This window comes from Streptomyces sp. NPDC031064 (assembly GCF_055570965.1).
Window position 1 is genome coordinate 160,358 of record NZ_JBVIGF010000011.1, and the last position, 16,470, is coordinate 176,827.

At 74.2% G+C, this 16,470-nt stretch carries 13 protein-coding genes; 4 read left to right on the forward strand and 9 right to left on the reverse strand.

What is annotated here, in order from left to right:
• The first annotated feature begins 78 nt into the window (after positions 1–78).
• On the forward strand, positions 79–846 hold the full coding sequence (locus tag ACZ46W_RS32585; RefSeq protein ID WP_468345490.1) for a thioesterase II family protein: 768 nt from the start codon (positions 79–81) through the stop codon (positions 844–846).
• Complete coding sequence (locus ACZ46W_RS32590; RefSeq protein WP_468345492.1) at positions 843–1,838, forward strand: AfsR/SARP family transcriptional regulator; 996 nt, start codon at positions 843–845, stop codon at positions 1,836–1,838. Before ACZ46W_RS32585 ends, ACZ46W_RS32590 begins: the two co-directional genes overlap by 4 nt.
• A gap of 27 nt (positions 1,839–1,865) precedes the next feature.
• On the opposite strand, the gene ACZ46W_RS32595 is transcribed toward ACZ46W_RS32590, so the two are convergent.
• Positions 1,866–2,885 carry a 3-oxoacyl-ACP synthase III family protein gene (locus tag ACZ46W_RS32595; protein ID WP_468345494.1) on the reverse strand — a complete coding sequence of 340 codons (1,020 nt, stop codon included), beginning with the start codon at positions 2,883–2,885 and terminating at the stop codon, positions 1,866–1,868.
• Positions 2,886–3,266: 381 nt separating this feature from the next.
• Between ACZ46W_RS32595 and ccrA the strand changes: the two genes are divergently transcribed.
• Complete coding sequence (gene ccrA, locus ACZ46W_RS32600) at positions 3,267–4,619, forward strand: crotonyl-CoA carboxylase/reductase (protein ID WP_468345496.1); 1,353 nt, start codon at positions 3,267–3,269, stop codon at positions 4,617–4,619.
• A complete protein-coding gene (locus ACZ46W_RS32605; protein ID WP_468345498.1) occupies positions 4,616–6,373 on the forward strand; it encodes a 3-hydroxyacyl-CoA dehydrogenase family protein in 1,758 nt (585 codons plus the stop codon). Before ccrA ends, ACZ46W_RS32605 begins: the two co-directional genes overlap by 4 nt.
• 53 nt (positions 6,374–6,426) lie before the next feature.
• On the opposite strand, the gene ACZ46W_RS32610 is transcribed toward ACZ46W_RS32605, so the two are convergent.
• From ACZ46W_RS32610 to ACZ46W_RS32645, 8 genes are all read right to left on the reverse strand, one after another.
• Positions 6,427–8,757, reverse strand: coding sequence for a helix-turn-helix transcriptional regulator (locus tag ACZ46W_RS32610; RefSeq protein WP_468345500.1), 2,331 nt, complete (start codon positions 8,755–8,757; stop codon positions 6,427–6,429).
• A 111-nt stretch (positions 8,758–8,868) separates the two neighbouring features.
• The gene (locus ACZ46W_RS32615) at positions 8,869–9,738 is read right to left on the reverse strand and encodes a 4'-phosphopantetheinyl transferase family protein (protein WP_468345502.1); all 870 of its coding nucleotides are present in this window, start codon (positions 9,736–9,738) and stop codon (positions 8,869–8,871) included.
• A complete protein-coding gene (locus tag ACZ46W_RS32620; protein WP_468345504.1) occupies positions 9,735–11,597 on the reverse strand; it encodes a beta-ketoacyl synthase N-terminal-like domain-containing protein in 1,863 nt (620 codons plus the stop codon). The genes ACZ46W_RS32615 and ACZ46W_RS32620 overlap by 4 nt, the downstream gene beginning before the upstream one ends.
• A 14-nt stretch (positions 11,598–11,611) precedes the next feature.
• The gene (locus ACZ46W_RS32625; RefSeq protein ID WP_468345506.1) at positions 11,612–12,343 is read right to left on the reverse strand and encodes a phosphopantetheine-binding protein; all 732 of its coding nucleotides are present in this window, start codon (positions 12,341–12,343) and stop codon (positions 11,612–11,614) included.
• Positions 12,344–12,387: 44 nt separating this feature from the next.
• On the reverse strand, positions 12,388–13,038 hold the full coding sequence (locus ACZ46W_RS32630; RefSeq protein ID WP_468345508.1) for a ScbR family autoregulator-binding transcription factor: 651 nt from the start codon (positions 13,036–13,038) through the stop codon (positions 12,388–12,390).
• Between the two features lie 14 nt (positions 13,039–13,052).
• Positions 13,053–13,886 (reverse strand): AfsR/SARP family transcriptional regulator, encoded by an 834-nt coding sequence (locus tag ACZ46W_RS32635; protein ID WP_468345510.1) that lies wholly within the window; start codon positions 13,884–13,886, stop codon positions 13,053–13,055.
• A 234-nt stretch (positions 13,887–14,120) separates the two neighbouring features.
• Entirely contained in the window at positions 14,121–14,795 is a 675-nt protein-coding gene (locus tag ACZ46W_RS32640; RefSeq protein WP_468345512.1) for a ScbR family autoregulator-binding transcription factor, read from the reverse strand.
• An 81-nt stretch (positions 14,796–14,876) separates the two neighbouring features.
• Positions 14,877–16,460 (reverse strand): acyl-CoA carboxylase subunit beta, encoded by a 1,584-nt coding sequence (locus ACZ46W_RS32645; protein ID WP_468345613.1) that lies wholly within the window; start codon positions 16,458–16,460, stop codon positions 14,877–14,879.
• Positions 16,461–16,470: the final 10 nt, after the last annotated feature.

Genomic DNA, 16,470 nt, shown 5'->3' on the forward strand with positions numbered 1-16,470 from the left:
AGGTCCGCACGGATGCTCGAACCGGGCTCGTACGCCCGACCGCCGGTCCCGCGCAGCGGCTATCGTCCAGGTTTCGGAATGGAGACCGTCGACGGAGTCAGCATGGAACTGCGCCTGTTCGTGTTCCACCACGCCGGTGGTTCCCATCTGCCGTACCGCGACTGGCGCGGCCGCTTCCCGGCCGGGTGGGACGTGCGGACGGTGGACGCCCCGGGGCGGGGGCTGAAGGGGAACCGGCCGCCCATCGGGGATGCCGAGGGGCTGGTGGAGCACTTCCTCGGCGAGCTGGGCCCGGACATGGAGGGGCGTTACGCGCTGTTCGGGCACAGCATGGGCGGCCTGGTCGCCTACGAGCTGACCCGGCGCCTCCTCGCCGAGGGCCGCACGCCGCCCGTCTGGCTGGGCCTGTCGGCGCGCGGCACGCCCCGGCCCGGCGGCGAGGGCACCCGGCGGCACCTGCTCCCCGACGACCTGCTGCGACGCGAGCTGGCCGCGATGGGCGGGACGCCCGCCGCCGTGCTGGAGGAGCCCGAGCTGTGGGAGATCTTCGCCCCCGCGATCCGCGGTGACCTGCGGCTCGTGGAGACCTGGCGTCCCGCGCCCGACCCGGCGCCCCTGCCCGTGCCGCTGTCGGTGTTCGGCGGCACCCGGGACGCGGTGGCGCCGCCGGAGCGGCTGGAGGGCTGGGCCGGGCGGGCGGAGCACTTCCTCGGCCTGCACCTGTTCGAGGGCGGGCACTTCTACTTCCTGCCCGACCCCACCGAGCTGACCGGCCGGATCACCGAGGACGTCCGGCGTGCCCTGGCGCTCGCCGAGGCGCGGCGGGCGCGCGTGGTGCCGCGATGACGGTGCTGGACCTCGGCCGCGCGAGCGCCGGCACCGACGGCGGGACGGGGACCGAGGGGACCGAGTTCCGGCTGCTGGGGCCGGTGGAGATACGCGACGGGCGGACCGGGGAGGACATCGTCCCGCCGGGTTCCAAGCAGCGCGCCCTGCTGTCCGCGCTCGTCATCCACGCCGGCCAACTGCTGTCCGTCGACCGGCTGACCGAGGAACTGTGGGGCGACCGTCCGCCGTCCAACGCCGCGAACGCCCTCCAGGCCCACGTCGCCCGGCTGCGGCGGCTGCTGCCCGCCCCCGACGGCGGCCACGAGTGGATCAGCACCCTGCCGGCCGGCTACCTGCTGACCCTGGGTCCGGCCACCACCGACGTCCAGCGCTTCCACCGGCTGTCCGCCAAGGGCCGCGCGGCGCTCGCCTCCGACCCCGGCTACGCCGCCGGACTGCTGCGCAGCGCCCTGTCCCTGTGGCGCGGCCCCGCGCTCCAGGACAGCGGCAAGGGCCCGATCTGCACCACGGAGGCCGACCGCCTGGAGGAGAACCGGCTCACCACCCTGGAGACCCTGTACGAGGCGAGCCTCCGCTGCGCCCAGCACGGCGAGATCACCGGCGAGCTGGAGAAGCTGACGGCCGATCACCCCTTGCGGGAGCGGTTCTACGACCTGCTGATGCTCGCCCTGTACCGGGGCGGCCGGCAGGCCGAGGCCCTCGGCGTGTACGAGCGGGCGCGCCGGCGGCTGATGGACGCGCTCGGCATCGAACCGGGCCCGGCGCTGCGCGGCCGGATGGAGGCCATCCTCAACCACGCCCCCGACCTGTCCGCCCCGGCCCCACCCCACTCCCACGCCCCGGCACGTACCGTCGCCCTGGCGGAGGCGCTCGACCTGGGCGGCGAGATCGCCCGCCTCCGGCGCCGCATCGACGAACTGGGCCTGGAGCAGGAGGCACTGGTGCGGCGCTTCGACGCCATGATCGCGAGGCTGCCGGGCACGACGTAGGGCCGCCGGCGTACGCGGCGCGCCCGCTCAGCGGCCCCAGCGCAGCAGCGTCGTGCCGAGCGTCATGCCGCCGCCGAACCCGGCCAGCAGGACCAGGTCGCCGTCGCGGGGTTCACCGCCCCGGCGGGCGTGGTCCAGTGCCAGGGGGATCGACGCGGCGCCGGTGTTCCCGTGCCGGTCCACCGGGAGGTGGGTGCGCGCCGCGTCCAGTCCGAGGCGCGCGGCCACGCTGCGCAGCATCTCGCCGTTGGCCTGGTGCGGTACGAAGTGGTCGACGTCCCCGGCCGTCATGCCGAACGCGGACAGCGTGCCCGCGACCGCGCCGGGCAGTTCGCGCTCCACGAAGTCGCGGACGTCACGGCCCCGCATCTTGAAGAAGTGGTCGCCGCGGGGGACGGACTTCTCCGACGCTGGCTGTCTGCTGCCGCCGGCCGTGACCCCGATCAGGTCGTGCAGGTGGCCGTCGGTCCGCATGCCGCTGCCCACGAAGCCGCGCCCCTCCGCCACCGGCCCGAGCACCACGGCGCCCGCACCGTCCCCGAACAGGGGGGCGGTCCGGCGGTCCGACGGGTCGATGATGCGCGAGTACACCTCGGTGCCGATGACCAGCGCCAGGCGCCGTTCCCCGGCGGGCCCGGGGGCGGCCAGCAACTGGGCGCCGGTGTGCAGGGCGGCGACGAAACCCGCGCACACGGCGTTCACGTCGAAGGCCGCCGCGCGGCGCGCGCCGATCCGGTGCTGTACGAACGCGGCCGTGGCGGGCTGCGGATGGTCGGGCGTGGAGGTGGCGACGACGATCCAGGCGAGGTCGTCCGGCTGCGCCCCGGCGTCGGCCAGGGCGCGCACGGCGGCCTCGGTCGCGAGGTCGGACGCGGCCTCGTGGTCGGCGGCGTAACGCCGCTCGCGGATGCCGGTCTTGCGCTCGATCCACTCGGCGGTCACCCCGGCCCGGGCGGCGACCGTGTCGTTGGAGACGACCTGCTCGGGCAGGTAGGACCCGGTGCCCAGGATGCCGGTCCCGCCGCTGGCCCACGAGTAGACGGTCACCGCGACGCCGCCGAGGAGCGCTGGTTCCTGGGCCGGGGGCGGCGGCTGCCGTCCGGGATTCCCGTCATGAGTTCTCCTAGCCGATCGCGAGTGGAGTCCAGGCCCAGGATGGGCGCGGACTCCCCTCCCGCGCCTCCCCTGACCGACCCCTGACCGACCCCTGTCCGCCCCCTGAACCACCCTGACCCACCCGTACGACACCCCAGGACGGCCCCCGGGACGACGGGCGACAACCCCAGGACGCCCCCCTGCCCCGGTGCGCACATGGATTGAGGGGGCGGACAGGGGTGCCGCGGCCGCCCGCGCTGTCCGACGCTGGTGCGCAGCGGCCCGCTTCGCTCTCCTCGGCTGTCAAGAGCATCAGAGAATCAGGGAATTCACGTGGACGAGATCATCAGTGCCCTTCTCTCCGAGGACGCGACGCCGCAGGACTTCGCGAGTGTGCGCCTCCCGGAGAGCTACCGCGGTGCCGTTGTCCGCAAGGAGGACACCGGCATGTTCGAGGGAATGGCCTCCGCCGACAAGGACCCCCGCAAGTCGCTGCACCTCCAGGACGTTCCGGTGCCGCTGCCGTCCGCGGGCGAGGCCCTGATCGCCGTCATGGCCAGCTCGGTGAACTACAACACCGTGTGGTCCTCCATCTTCGAGCCGCTGCCGACGTTCGGCTTCCTGGAGCGGTACGCGAGGCTCTCCCCCGCCGCGGCGCGCCACGACCTGCCGTACCACGTCCTCGGCTCCGACCTGGCGGGCGTGGTGCTGCGCACCGGCCCGGGCGTGAACCGCTGGAAGCCCGGTGACCGGGTGGTCGCCCACTGCCTGTCGGTGGAGCTGGAGTCGGCGGAGGGCCACGACGACACGATGCTCGACCCCGAGCAGCGGATCTGGGGCTTCGAGACCAACTTCGGCGGCCTGGCGCAGCTCGCGCTGGTCAAGTCCAACCAGCTCATGCCGAAGCCCGAGCACCTGAGCTGGGAGGAGGCGGCGGCGCCGGGGCTGGTGAACTCCACCGCGTACCGCCAGTTGGTCTCGCGCAACGGCGCCGGGATGAAGCAGGGCGACAACGTCCTTGTCTGGGGTGCGAGCGGCGGCCTCGGTTCGTACGCCACCCAACTGGCGCTGGCCGGCGGCGCCAACCCGATCTGTGTCGTCTCCTCCCCCCAGAAGGCGGACATCTGCCGTTCGATGGGCGCCGAGGCGATCATCGACCGCAACGCCGAGGGGTACAAGTTCTGGAAGGACGAGCGGACCCAGGACCCCAAGGAGTGGAAGCGGTTCGGCAAGCGCATCCGCGAGCTGACCGGCGGCGAGGACGTCGACATCGTCTTCGAGCACCCCGGCCGCGAGACCTTCGGCGCGAGCGTGTACGTCACGCGCAAGGGCGGCACGGTCGTCACCTGCGCCTCCACCTCGGGCTTCAAGCACGAGTACGACAACCGCTACCTGTGGATGTCGCTCAAGCGGATCGTCGGCTCCCACTTCGCCAACTACCGCGAGGCGTGGGAGGCCAACCGCCTGATCGCCAAGGGCAGGATCCACCCCACCCTGTCGAAGGTGTACAGCCTGGAGGACACCGGCCAGGCCGCGTACGAGGTCCACCGCAACCTCCACCAGGGCAAGGTCGGCGTGCTGTGCCTCGCCCCCCGCGAGGGTCTCGGCGTACGCGACGAGGCCATGCGCGCCAAGCACATCGACGCCATCAACCGCTTCCGGGAAGGGTCGGCGCAGACCTCATGACAGAGCGACAGAACACCACACCGCCGCCGGGAACGGTGACGGCCGTCGTCGGCCTGGGCTCGGTCGGCGAGGCCCTCGTGCACCTGCTGCACGGCGCGGGTCACACCGTCGTCGCCGTCGACACCGACCTCGACGCCCTGGCCCGCGTGGCGGGGCGGCTGAAGGCCACGGCCTTCCGTGGCGGCGCGGACCCCGACGTCACCTTCACCGCCGACCACACGGCGCTGCGCACCGCGGGCCTGGTCATCGAGGCCGTACCGGACGACCCCGCCGTCAAGACGGACGTCCTGCGCACGATCACCTCGCTCTGCCCGCCCGGCACGCCGATCGTGACCACCACGTCCACGCTGTCCGTCGCCCGCCTGGCCATCGCCACCGGCCGCCCGGCGGACCTCGCGGGGCTGCGCCTGTTCACCCCGCCCGCCCCCGGCGGCCCCGCCGGGCCGGTGCGGACGGCCCTGACCTCCCCGGAGGCGGCCGCCGCACTGGACGCCCTGGTGGAAACCGCCGGGCTCACCCCGGTCGCGGTCGGCGCCCGCCCGGCGGCCGACGCGACCGCCCTGGTCCTCGCCTTCCTCAACCGCGCCGTCGTCCTCCTCGACGAGGGGTACGCCACCGGGCACGACATCGACACCGCCATGCGGCTCGGCTGCGCGCTGCCCGCCGGCCCGCTGGAGACGCTCGACCGCATGGGCCTCGACACGGTCCACGCCCGCCTGACCGACCTGTGGCTGCGCACCGGCGACACCGCCTTCGAACCCGCGCCGCTGCTGAGCCGGATGGTCGCCGCCGGGCGCCTGGGCCGCAAGACGGGCGAGGGTTTCCACTCGTACGACGAGACCGGGGCCGTGCGCGGCGACGGGCAGGCGGCCGGCCGGGGCGAGCCGGCGGCCCGCGCCGTGCGCCGCGTGGGCGTGCTCGGCTCCGGCGCGATGGCGCGCGGCATCGCCGAGGTCACCGCCACGGCCGGCTACCCCACGGTCCTGGTGGCCCGCAGCGCCGGCAAGGCCGAGCAGGCGCTGGAGGCCATCGGCGGCTCCCTCACCCGCGCGGTACGCCGGGGCAAGGTCACCGCCGAGGCCAAGGCGGCGGCCCTGGACGTCCTCACCGGTGCCGACGACATGGCGGCGCTGGCCGGCTGCGGCCTGGTGATCGAGGCGGTCGCCGAGGACCTCGACGTCAAGCGCGCGCGGTTCGCGGCGCTCGGCGAGGTGTGCGCGCCCGGCACCGTCCTGGCCACCACCACCTCCAGCCTCTCCGTATCCGCGTGCGCCGAGGCGTCCGGCCGCCCGGCCGACGTCGTGGGCATCCACTTCTTCAACCCGGCGCCGGTGATGCGACTGGTGGAGCTGGTACGCACCGACACCGTGGACCACGAGGTCCTGGCCACGGCCCGCGCCTTCTGCCGCGCGCTTGGCAAGACGGCGGTGGAGTGCCCCGACCGCACCGGCTTCATCGTCAACAGCCTGCTGTTCCCCTACCTCGGCGCCGCCCTCGCCCTGCTGGAACGGCACGACGTGGACATCGAGGAGACGGACGACGCCATCCGGCACGGATTCGGCTTCCCCATGGGCCCGTTCGCGCTCCTGGACACCATCGGCCTGGACGTCTCACTCGCCATCCAGCACCGGCTGTACGAACGCTTCCGCACGCCCGAGTACGAACCGTCACCGGCCCTGGAGGAGCTGGTGGCCGCCGGGCTGCTGGGCCGCAAGAACGGCCACGGGCTGCGCACGGCGGCCGCCCGCCGCTGACCGTCGCACGGGTGCGCCCGCCGCTGACCGTCTGCACGGGTGCGCCCCGCCCGTCAGCGCGGGTGCGCCGCCACCAAGGTCGTCAGGTCCGTACGGGACGTGACGCGCAGCTTGCGGTAGATCCGTGTCAGGTGCTGCTCGACCGTGCTGGTGGTGACGTACAGCCGGGCCGCGATGGCCCGGTTGGTGCACCCCTCGGCGGCCAGGGCCGCGACCCGCCGCTCGGCCGCGGTCAGTTCGGCGATCGGGTCCGCGCCCGCCTCCTCCGCGCCGCGCAGCGCACGCAGCGCGGCGGTGGCGGGCGTACGCCAGTCCAGGGCGCCGCGCGGCTCCAGCCGCCACCGCGCCAGCAGGTCCCGGCAGGCGTGGACGTCGCGGAGGGCGGCCCTCGGCCGGTCGACGGCCAGGTGGTAGTGCCCCCTGGCCAGCAGGTAGTGCAGCCCGGCGCGGCTGCGGAACATCGCGGCGGGCACCGGGACGCGCAGCCGCGCGGCCGCCTCCTCGTACGCGCCCCCGCGGGTCGCCGCCAGCACGGCGGCCGACAGCGGCATGCCGATGGCCACGCCCCAGGCGCCCGGCGACAGCAGGGACAGCGCCCGCCCCGCGTACCGGGCGGCGCTGTCGTACGCGCCGGTGCGGGCGTGCACCACGGCGGCCGCCGCGACGGCCACCGCCCGGCGCGCCGGGGTCGCCGCCCGGGCCTCCTCCGCACCGGCCGTCAGCGCGCACCAGCGGGCGGCCCGCGCGGTCTCGCCCGCGTGCATGAGGGCGGACAGGACGGCGGCGACGGGCACCGGCGGGGCGTGGCCGAAGACGATGGACTCCAGTACCGACTCGGCGTGCTCGTCCATGTCCTCGGGGCCGTGCCCGTGCGGCTCCTCCCCGGCTCGCAGGTACGGATAGACGTAACGGGCCGCCGCCGTGTCCGCCCCGGCCGGGCGCCCGTGCCACAGCAGCAGCCCTTCCGCGCCCTCGAGTTCCCCCACTCCGTCCAGGTCCACCGCGCCCGCCGGTTGCGCCCCGCCCGCCGTTTCCTCGCCGTCCGCCCCGGCCCCGGTGACCGGCCACCGGGCGTCCGGTTCCCGTTCGAGGGCCGGCAGGTGCCGGACGACGGCGGCGGGGTCGGCCTCCCACTCGGCGCGGGCCAGCATCGTGAGCAGGCCGGGCCGCTGGTCGCCGCCCTGGTCGCCGCGCTCGCCGGCGCCGGACCGGTGGGCGGTGCGCAGGAACTCGGCGGCCTGCCGCGCACCGCCGGTGACCAGCGCCTGCCGGGCCGCCTCGGCGAGCAGCGGGACGGCCCACGCCGGACCGGGCGGCCGGCCACCGGTGCCGGCTGCGACCAGGTGACGGGCGACCGCCGCCGGTTCCGCGCCGTTCTCGTACAGCACCTGGGCGGCGGCGGTGTGCAGCCCGGTGGCCTCCTCGGCGGACAGCTCCTCCAGCACGGCCGCCCGCACCCCCTCGTTGCGCAGCCGCCCCCCGTCGAGCAGCCCGGTCGCGTCCAGCTCCTCCAGGCAGGTGGCGACGGTGCGTTCGGGGGTCTCCAGCAGCCGGGCGACCAGGGTGAGCGTGGCCGCGTCGGCGAGCACGGCCAGGGCGCGGGCGGCCGAGGCGACCGGGGCGGCGGCGCCGCGCAGGCAGGCGGTGACCGCCCGCCGGAACGCCGTGCCCGCCAGCGGCCGGGAGGGCCGCACCGGTTCGCACGCCCGGTGGTCGTCGAGCAGCCCGTGCAGGAGTCGCGGGTTCCCGCCGGTGAACCGGTGCCAGCCGGGGGCGAGCCGCCGCGCCGTCGCCCCATCCATCGCGCCGCCCTCGGGCGCGGCCAGGAAGCCGGCGACCTCCTCCTCGTCCAGGACGGTGAGCGGTACGGGCGTACAGCGCGGGTGCCGGAGCAACTCGGCCAGCGGCAGCGGCATGGGCCCACCCGGGGACGGGGCCGCCGGCCGGCCGCTCAGCACCAGCAGGACCGTGGCGCCGGCCAGCCGCCCGCACACGTACAGCAGGCACCGCGCGGACGGCTCGTCCATGTGGTGGGCGTCGTCGACGAGGACCACCACGGGACCGCTCGCGGCACGTCCACGCAGGAACTCGTGGAGCACGTGGGGCGCCGTGGAAGCGGGCGGTGGGGCATCGGGGCCGGCGCCGCTGAGCAGTTGCCCCACGACGCCGAGCGGTACGTCCGTCTCGGCCGGGGACGCGGAGGCACCCAGCACCAGCGCGCCGAGGCCCCCCGCCCGCTCGGCGAAGCCCCGCAACAGGGCGCTCCTGCCGGTGCCGGGAGCTCCCGTGACGAGTGCCGCCCGCCCCTCGCCGCGCCGGGCAGCCGCGAAGAGCTCCTCTAGCTGGGCCAGTTGCGCGCCCCGCCACGCCGGCTGCACCGGCATCCCCCCTGTTCCCTCGGGCCACCCGGACGGGCGCCGTCCCTTTCGCTCGGCAGTCTGCACAGGGCCCTGGAAGCCCCGCTGGTGCCTCACCGGAGCCCCGCTCGAACGGCTTTACGCAGGTACCGATGCCGGTACCGATGCCGGTACCGGAGCCTGTGCCGGTACCGACGCCGGTACCGGAGCGGGCATCGGCACCGGATCGGGCATCGCCAGCAGCCGGGGCGAACCCCTGTCCCAGGGGAAGCCGTGGTGCAGTTGGAGCACGGGCGGCACGTCGGTGTCGCCCACCACGGCCACGGCCGCCAGCACGTCGGGCACCGGCTCCAGTTCCACGAACCGCCACGGCAGCGCGGCCTCCCCCTCGGGCGGCCGGAAGGCCAGGACGCCCCGGTCCTCGGCCAGCGTGAAGGAGAAGCTGTCGAAGGGCAGGCCGAGCCCCAGCCCGCGCGCCTTGGAGTACGCCTCCTTCAGCGTCCACAGCCGCAGGATCCGGCGGTCCTGCGGGCGGCCGGGCGCGGCCTGGGCCACCCACTGCCGCTCCTCCGGCGCGAAGGTGTCGACGATCGCGTCGAACCCCTGGTCTCCCCGGTCGAGCCGCTCCACGTCGACCCCGATCCGGTGGCGCCGCACCACACCGAGCAGGTTGTGGCCGTGGGCGTGGGAGAGGTTGAAGTCCAGTTCCCGCCCGCCGCGCGGCAGCCCTTCGGCCGGTTTCTGGAGGAACGGCCGTCCCCGTGAGGAGCGCCAGATCACGGCCTCCGCCTCGGGCACACCGCTCTCCAGCGCCAGTACGCGCCGTACCAGGGTGTGGGCGACGAGGTACTGACGCCGGTCGCGTTCGAAGAGGAACCGGCCCGCGATCTCCTGCTCGTGCTCGTCCAGCCAGTGGGTGGCCAGGGTGGCGGCGATCCCGGGGGCGAGTTCGTCGTTGGGGCAGAACCACAGTTTGACGGGCTGCTCCACCGCTGCGGTGCTCGTCATCCGGCCGTCTCCGTCCCCTCCGCGCCGTCCCGGTGACCCAGCCACAGGGGGCGGCGCAGGAACGCCGAGGGCGGCAGCGGCACCAGGGGCGGCACGGTGCCGTCCGCACCCGGCCGGTGCTCCAGCGCGGCCCAGTCGACGTCGAGCCCGGACAGCCACAGGCGCGTGAGCTGCTCGACACGGCCGGCGCGCCACAGGGCGGCCAGGTAGTCGCGGGTCTCGGGCGCGTCGCCCAGGCCGAGCGGATCGGCGCCGCCCGCTCGCAGGTCCACGAACCGCACACCGGCGCCTTCGGCGAGGCCGTCGGCGGGGCCGGCCGGGCCACGGCGTACGAAGTCCCGCAGGGCTCCGACCAGGTGGGGCACGTCGCGGGCGACGAGGGCCAGCCGGCACGGCCGGGCGGCGCGGCCCGCGCGGAGGGCGCGCGCCACGTCCGCGAGCGCCGCCCGGCCGCCGTCCGTCACCGTGTCGTCGCCACTCCCGCCGCGCCCGCCGCGCCCGCCGTTGTCCGCGGCCAGCCAGTCGGCCAGCCGGGCGGCGGTGGCGGCGAGGTGGGCGGGGGTGGGCGCGGACAGCAGAACCAGCTCGTCGCGCTCGTCACGTCCGGCACCGTGTCCGGCTTCCGGCCGGCGGGCCGGTACGTACTCCTCCAGGACGGCCCGGGCGCCGAGCGGCCCGCCCTCGGGACCGGCCACCTCGACGGCGGCCACCCGGGGCAGTTCACATCCCCGCTCGTCGTGGGGGCGCGGCCAGGGCGCGGCGGAGGCGCCGTCCCGTACGGGCGCGAGTGTCCCGTGGCGCAGTTGGAGTACGGCGGCGGTCAGGGCCGCGAGTCCGGTGGCGGCCCCGGCGTCGCCCACCCGGCGGGCGGTCGTCTCCCGCGTCTCGCGCAGACCGGCTCCGGACATGGCGCCTCCGCCGGTACCGGCGGAGGTGGAACGCACGACGGCGTGTACGTGGTCGCCGTCCGCGAGCGCCCGGGCCAGCGGCTTGAGCACCACGGCGCCCACTCCCTCCCCCGCGCCCCGCCGGCCGCGCGAGGGGTGCAGCAGCAGCTCGACCCCACCGGCCACGGCCGCCGCACACTCACCGCGCCACAGCGCACCGACGGCGAGGTGCACCGCGACGAGGGCGGAGGCCTCGGCGGCGTCGACGGCCTGCGCCGGGCCGCTCAGGCCCAGCAGCGAAGCCAGCCGGCCGGCCAGCCGCCAGTGGCCGGCCGGGGGCATCTCCCGCTCGCCGCGCGCCCAGCCCTCGGCGGCCACCAGCGCGTAGTCGGCGGCGGACACCCCGACGAACACGCCGACCCCGCGCGGCTCCCCGGCCGGACCGGTCAGGGCGTCGAGCCGGGCGCCGGTGCAGCCCGCGTCCTCCAGCGCCTCCCAGGCGGTCTCCAGGAACAGCCGCTCCTGCGGATCGATCAGGCGGGCGCTGTCGGCGGTCAGCCCGAAGAAGTCGGCGTCGAACTCAGCCGCGCCGTCCAGGAAGTGCCCGCGCTCCCCCGCCTTCAAAGGGGTTCCGCCGGGGCGCCCGAGCGGCGCGTCCGACGAGGTGTCCCGTCCTTCGCGCAGGTTCTGCCAGTAGGCGCGCAGGTCCGGGGCGAGCGGATAGCGCCCGGCGATACCGACGACGGCGATCCGGTCGGCGTCGTTCTCCGATACGCGTACGGGAGCGGATACGGGTCCGGGTCCCGGTCCGGGTTCAGGCGCGGCTCCGGGTACGGCTTCGGATACGGCTTCGGATACGGCTTCGGGCGCGGGTTCTTCGGGTACCGCCTCCAGCTCCGCGAGCAGTTGCACGGCCAGCCCGCGCTCCAGCGTTCCGGCCTTGAACCGGGTGAGTATTTCTCGTTCGTCCATTGCTCCGTGCCCGTTCAGGTCCGCCGTGGCAGCAGGGTGAGTGCCTCGTCGACGGACAGCCGGTCGTCGCGTACCGCGTCGAGCAGCGCTTCGAGGGTCATCGGAGCCGGAGCCGGGGCCGGCGCGTCGGTGAGGAGGGCGATGTGCGCGGCCATCGCGGCGAGGTTCGGGTGGTCGTACAGCGTGACGGCCCGCTCGTCGAGCCCGTACGTCTGGTTGATGACCGCCACGAACTGCGCGCCGAGGATCGAGTCGACGCCGAGGAGGTTGAAGGTGGCGGTGGTGTCGATGTCCCAGGGGTCGCAGCACAGGATGCGGGCGAGTTCCTCACGCAGCACGTCGAGCACCCCGCCCGCCGTGGGCGCGGAAACGGGCGCGGAAACGGGCGCGGAAACGGGCACGGCAACCGGCGCGGGCTCCGCGGCGGGCGCGGGCACAGACACAGGTGCCGGTCCGGCGCCCCGGCCCTCCAGTTGGCCCGCCACGTGCCGGGCGAAGGCCATCGGCGTCGGGTGGTCGAGCAGGGCGGCGGCCTTGACCGCCGTACCGTACCGGTCGTTCAGCGTGGCCACGAACTCCACCGTCAGCAGCGAGTCGAGACCCAGCGAGCGGAACGTCTGCTCGGGGTCGATCTTCTCGGGCTTCAGCCGCAGGACCCCGGCCAGCACCACCACGAGTTCGGTCACCACGTCGGGCGGCGGCGCGGCGGGTGCGGACCTGAGAGGAGTGTGACGTTCAAGGGACATGGGTGGGCTCCAAGGTGTGAGGAAGGACCGCTGCGCGCGGCGGGTCAGGCCGCCTGTTCCCCGGAGGTCCCGCCGGCGACGGCGGGCGGGCGGGTGCGGTAGCGCGCCACGTCGTCCGGCGGTACGAGCGCCGACAGCAGCGGCTGCCACAACGCCACAACGGTGCGGCTCAGTTCGGGGTACGCCATGCCGGTGCCGGCCAGGACCCCGATGCCGCACACGGTCGCCGACAGCAGTGCCTCCGGTCCGTCGGCCCCCGCGCGGTCGCGCAGGGCACCGGCCGCGCGAGCCTGCCCGAGGAGCCGCAGCACCTCGGTGATCCACGCCTGGTGGAAGTCGGTGACCGGTGGCTGCCGTCCGGTGCACTCGTTGGTGATACGGAAACTGGCCCGGATGACCGGGTCGTCGTAGAGGGTCCGGGCCAGCCAGTGCGTCATGTCGATGAGCACCTGCACCGGCGGGACGCCCGCCTCCCAGTGGCGCCGGACGAAGTCGTGCAGCAGGGCGCGGCCCCGCTCCTGCACGGCGTCGGCCAGCCCGTCCTTGGAGGCGAAGTGGAAGTACAGCGCCCCCTTCGTCATGCCCGCGGCGCCGGCGATCTGCCCCAGCGTCGCGTTGGCGTAGCCCTTGCGGTTGAACATCTCCGCGCCCGCGTGGACCAGTCTCTGGCGGGTCCGCTGCGATCTGGCCTGCATCTCGGCTCCCCTCCTCAGCCGACGCGGCTGAGGCGCTCGCCGCCCCCGGCGGCGACCTGGTCGAAGGCGGGCTCCGGACCGGCCATCAGGATCGACCGCTGGAGGCGCCGCAGCCCGGCGGAGGGTTCGAGCCCCAGTTCCCGCACCAGCGCGGTGCGCAGCCGCTGGTAGACGTCGAGCGCCTCGCTGCGCCGGCCGGAGCGGTGCAGCGCCAGCATGAGCTGGCCGTGCAGGTTCTCGTGGGTGCGGTAGCGGCTGACCAGCATGGTGAGTTCGCCCAGCAGCTCGCGGTGCCGGCCGAGCCGGAGGTCGGCCTCGATGCGCTGGTCGAGCGCGCACAGCCGGGTCTCCTCCAGGCGCCGGGTCTCCATCTCCAACTGCGACCCGGTCTGTACGTCGGCGAGGGCGGACCCGGTCCACAGCGCGAGCGCGTCGCGCAACTGCCGTGCCGCGCCCGGGAAGTCACCGGCGTCCATCGCCCGGTAGCCCGTCCCCGCCAGCCGCTCGAACTCCCGTACGTCGCTGGTGCCGCCCCCCGTGTTGAGGAGGTACCCCCCGGGCGTGGTGACGAGCACGTCCTTGGCGGTGCGCGGCTCGGCGCCCTCCGGGTCCTTCTCCAGCGCCGTGGCGATCAGGTCCCTGAGCTGGAGTACGTAGGTCTGGAGCGTGGTCCGCGCGCTGCGCGGCGGCCGGTCCCCCCACAGTTCCTCGATCAGCATGCCCACGGGCACGACCTGGTCGGCGTGCAGGGCCAGCAGAGCCAGGACCTGCCGCGGCTTGGGTGCCGTCGGCGTCACCGAGACCCCGTTCTCACGGACGGCCAATGCGCCCAGTACGTCGATATCCACGCCGTCTCCCCTGTTCGTGCATGAATCGTGGTCAGGTCGAGTAAAAAACAGGGCGGACGGTTTGTCAATATGAAACCGTCCGCGCTGTTTTCTCTTCAACGTTCCGTCCGTTCGATCCACGCCCTGACCTCGCATTTCTGCCAGGAGGCGCACAGCGAGACCCTCCGCGCCCAAGGCTCGGAGGGGTCCTTCAGCAGCGAAGGCAGGAAGGACGGCGGCAACGAAACAGCATGATCAGTCGGTTGCAGCGACCGTCCCCACGACGCCATCGTCGTCACCGGGCCTCCCCGCCGGACCGCCGACCGGGGACGACGTGACCGGCAACAGGCCGCAGCGGCCCGCGAGTCCGGGCAGGACCAGGTCCCAGAACCCCGCGATCTTCTCCTCGGTCAGCCACTCGCGGTTCTCGGCGCCGAGCACCTCGAAGCCCACCGTCGCCGCCACGATGGCGGCCGCGGCCCCGTCCGGTGACACCCCGTCCGCCAGGCCGCCTTCCTGCTCGGCCCGCCGCAGCGTCTCCTCGATCCACCGCTGCCACTCCCGCCTGAGCTGGGGCTCCTCCCCACGCGCCAGGTCCCCGCCCAGCTCGAAACCGGCCCGGACGACGATGTCGTCGGACAGCCGGTTCATCAGCTCGTGCGTCGTGTCCACGAGCATCTGGAGGGCACTCCCGCCGCCCTCCAGCACGCCCTTGGTGATACGGGCGACCGTCTCCGCCGCCTCGTCCTCCACGGCCCGGGCGAGCGCCTTCTTGTTCTCGAAGTGGAAGTGCAGCGCGCCGTTGCTGACCCCGGCCCGCCGGCTGATCGTCGCGAGTGAAGCAGGCGCGAAACCCTCTTGGGCGAACACCTCGGCGGCGGCACGGATCAACGACTGACGTGTGCGGGCCGCACGCTCCTGCTTGACCATCAATTGTCTCCTGGCTGCGGGACACGGCTGCACGTTCCCCCGTACGGGGCCGGTCCCGCCGAGCCCCGTCGTACTCGTGGGTTACTGGGGCGGGTTGCCGTGCTTGCGGGACGGCAGGTCGGCGTGCTTCGTGCGGAGCATCGCCAGCGAGGCGATGAGCACCGAGCGGGTCTCGGAGGGGTCGATGACGTCGTCGACCAGGCCGCGCTCGGCGGCGTAGTACGGGTGCATCAGCTCGGCCTTGTACTCCTTGACCATGCGGGCGCGCATGGCTTCGGGGTCCTCGGCGTCGGCGATCTGGCGGCGGAAGATGACGTTGGCGGCGCCCTCGGCGCCCATCACGGCGATCTCGTTCGTCGGCCAGGCGTAGGTGAGGTCGGCGCCGATGGACTGGGAGTCCATGACGATGTACGCGCCGCCGTACGCCTTGCGGAGGATCAGCGAGATGCGCGGCACGGTGGCGTTGCAGTACGCGTACAGCAGCTTGGCGCCGTGGCGGATGATGCCGCCGTGCTCCTGGTCCACGCCGGGCAGGAAGCCGGGGACGTCCAGCAGGGTGATGATCGGGATGTTGAAGGCGTCGCACATCTGGACGAACCGGGCGGCCTTCTCACTCGCCTCGATGTCCAGCACACCCGCCAGCGTCTGCGGCTGGTTGGCCACGATGCCGACGACCTGGCCGTCCAGGCGGGCGAGGGCGCAGATGATGTTGCGCGCCCACCGCTCGTGGATCTCCAGGTAGTCGCCGTCGTCGACGAGCTCCTCGATCACCTTCGCCATGTCGTAGGGCCGGTTGCCATCGGCGGGCACGAGGTCGATCAGGGCGTCGCAGCGCCGGTCCACGGCGTCCTGGCCACGCGCCACCGGAGGGTTCTCGCGGTTGTTCTGCGGCAGCATCGACAGCAGGTAGCGGACCTCCGCGATGCAGGTCTCCTCGTCGTCGTAGGCGAAGTGCGCCACGCCCGAGGTCTCGGCGTGCACGTCCGCGCCACCGAGCCCGTTCTGGGTGATCTCCTCACCGGTGACCGCCTTGACGACGTCCGGGCCGGTGATGAACATCTGCGAGGTGTCACGGACCATGAAGACGAAGTCCGTCAGCGCCGGGCTGTAGGCCGCACCACCCGCACACGGACCGAGCATCACACTGATCTGCGGGATCACACCCGAAGCACGCGTATTGCGCTGGAAGATGCCGCCGTACCCGGCAAGCGCCGAGACACCCTCCTGGATACGGGCGCCGGCGCCGTCGTTCAGGGACACCAGCGGCGCACCCGCCGCGATGGCCATGTCCATGATCTTGTGGATCTTCGTGGCGTGGGCCTCACCCAGCGCGCCACCGAAGATCCGGAAGTCGTGCGCGTAGACGAAGACCGTGCGGCCCTCGACCGTCCCCCACCCCGTGATCACACCATCGGTGTAAGGCTTCTTGTTCTCCAGCCCGAAGCCGGTCGCCCGGTGCCGCCGCAACTGCTCGACCTCACGGAACGACTCCGGATCCAAGAGCAGCTCGATCCGCTCACGAGCAGTCAGCTTGCCCTTCGCATGCTGCGCCTCGGTCGCCCGCTCACTCGGGCCACGCAGGGCCTCCTCACGCAGAGCGTGCAGCTCGGCCACACGCCCACGGGCATCCGCCGACCTGACCGCATCTTCCGCAGCGGCATTCATCATGATCGTC

Excerpts from the sequence above, each read along its gene's own strand:
- ACZ46W_RS32610 (WP_468345500.1), bottom strand. The coding sequence starts at position 8,757 with ATGCCGGTGCAGCCGGCGTGGCGGGGCGCGCAACTGGCCCAGCTAGAG.
- ACZ46W_RS32630 (WP_468345508.1), bottom strand. The coding sequence starts at position 13,038 with ATGCAGGCCAGATCGCAGCGGACCCGCCAGAGACTGGTCCACGCGGGC.
- ACZ46W_RS32640 (WP_468345512.1), bottom strand. The coding sequence starts at position 14,795 with ATGGTCAAGCAGGAGCGTGCGGCCCGCACACGTCAGTCGTTGATCCGT.
- ACZ46W_RS32620 (WP_468345504.1), bottom strand. The coding sequence starts at position 11,597 with ATGGACGAACGAGAAATACTCACCCGGTTCAAGGCCGGAACGCTGGAG.
- ACZ46W_RS32590 (WP_468345492.1), top strand. The coding sequence starts at position 843 with ATGACGGTGCTGGACCTCGGCCGCGCGAGCGCCGGCACCGACGGCGGG.
- ACZ46W_RS32605 (WP_468345498.1), top strand. The coding sequence starts at position 4,616 with ATGACAGAGCGACAGAACACCACACCGCCGCCGGGAACGGTGACGGCC.
- ACZ46W_RS32645 (WP_468345613.1), bottom strand. The coding sequence starts at position 16,460 with ATGAATGCCGCTGCGGAAGATGCGGTCAGGTCGGCGGATGCCCGTGGG.
- ACZ46W_RS32625 (WP_468345506.1), bottom strand. The coding sequence starts at position 12,343 with ATGTCCCTTGAACGTCACACTCCTCTCAGGTCCGCACCCGCCGCGCCG.
- ACZ46W_RS32615 (WP_468345502.1), bottom strand. The coding sequence starts at position 9,738 with ATGACGAGCACCGCAGCGGTGGAGCAGCCCGTCAAACTGTGGTTCTGC.
- ACZ46W_RS32585 (WP_468345490.1), top strand. The coding sequence starts at position 79 with ATGGAGACCGTCGACGGAGTCAGCATGGAACTGCGCCTGTTCGTGTTC.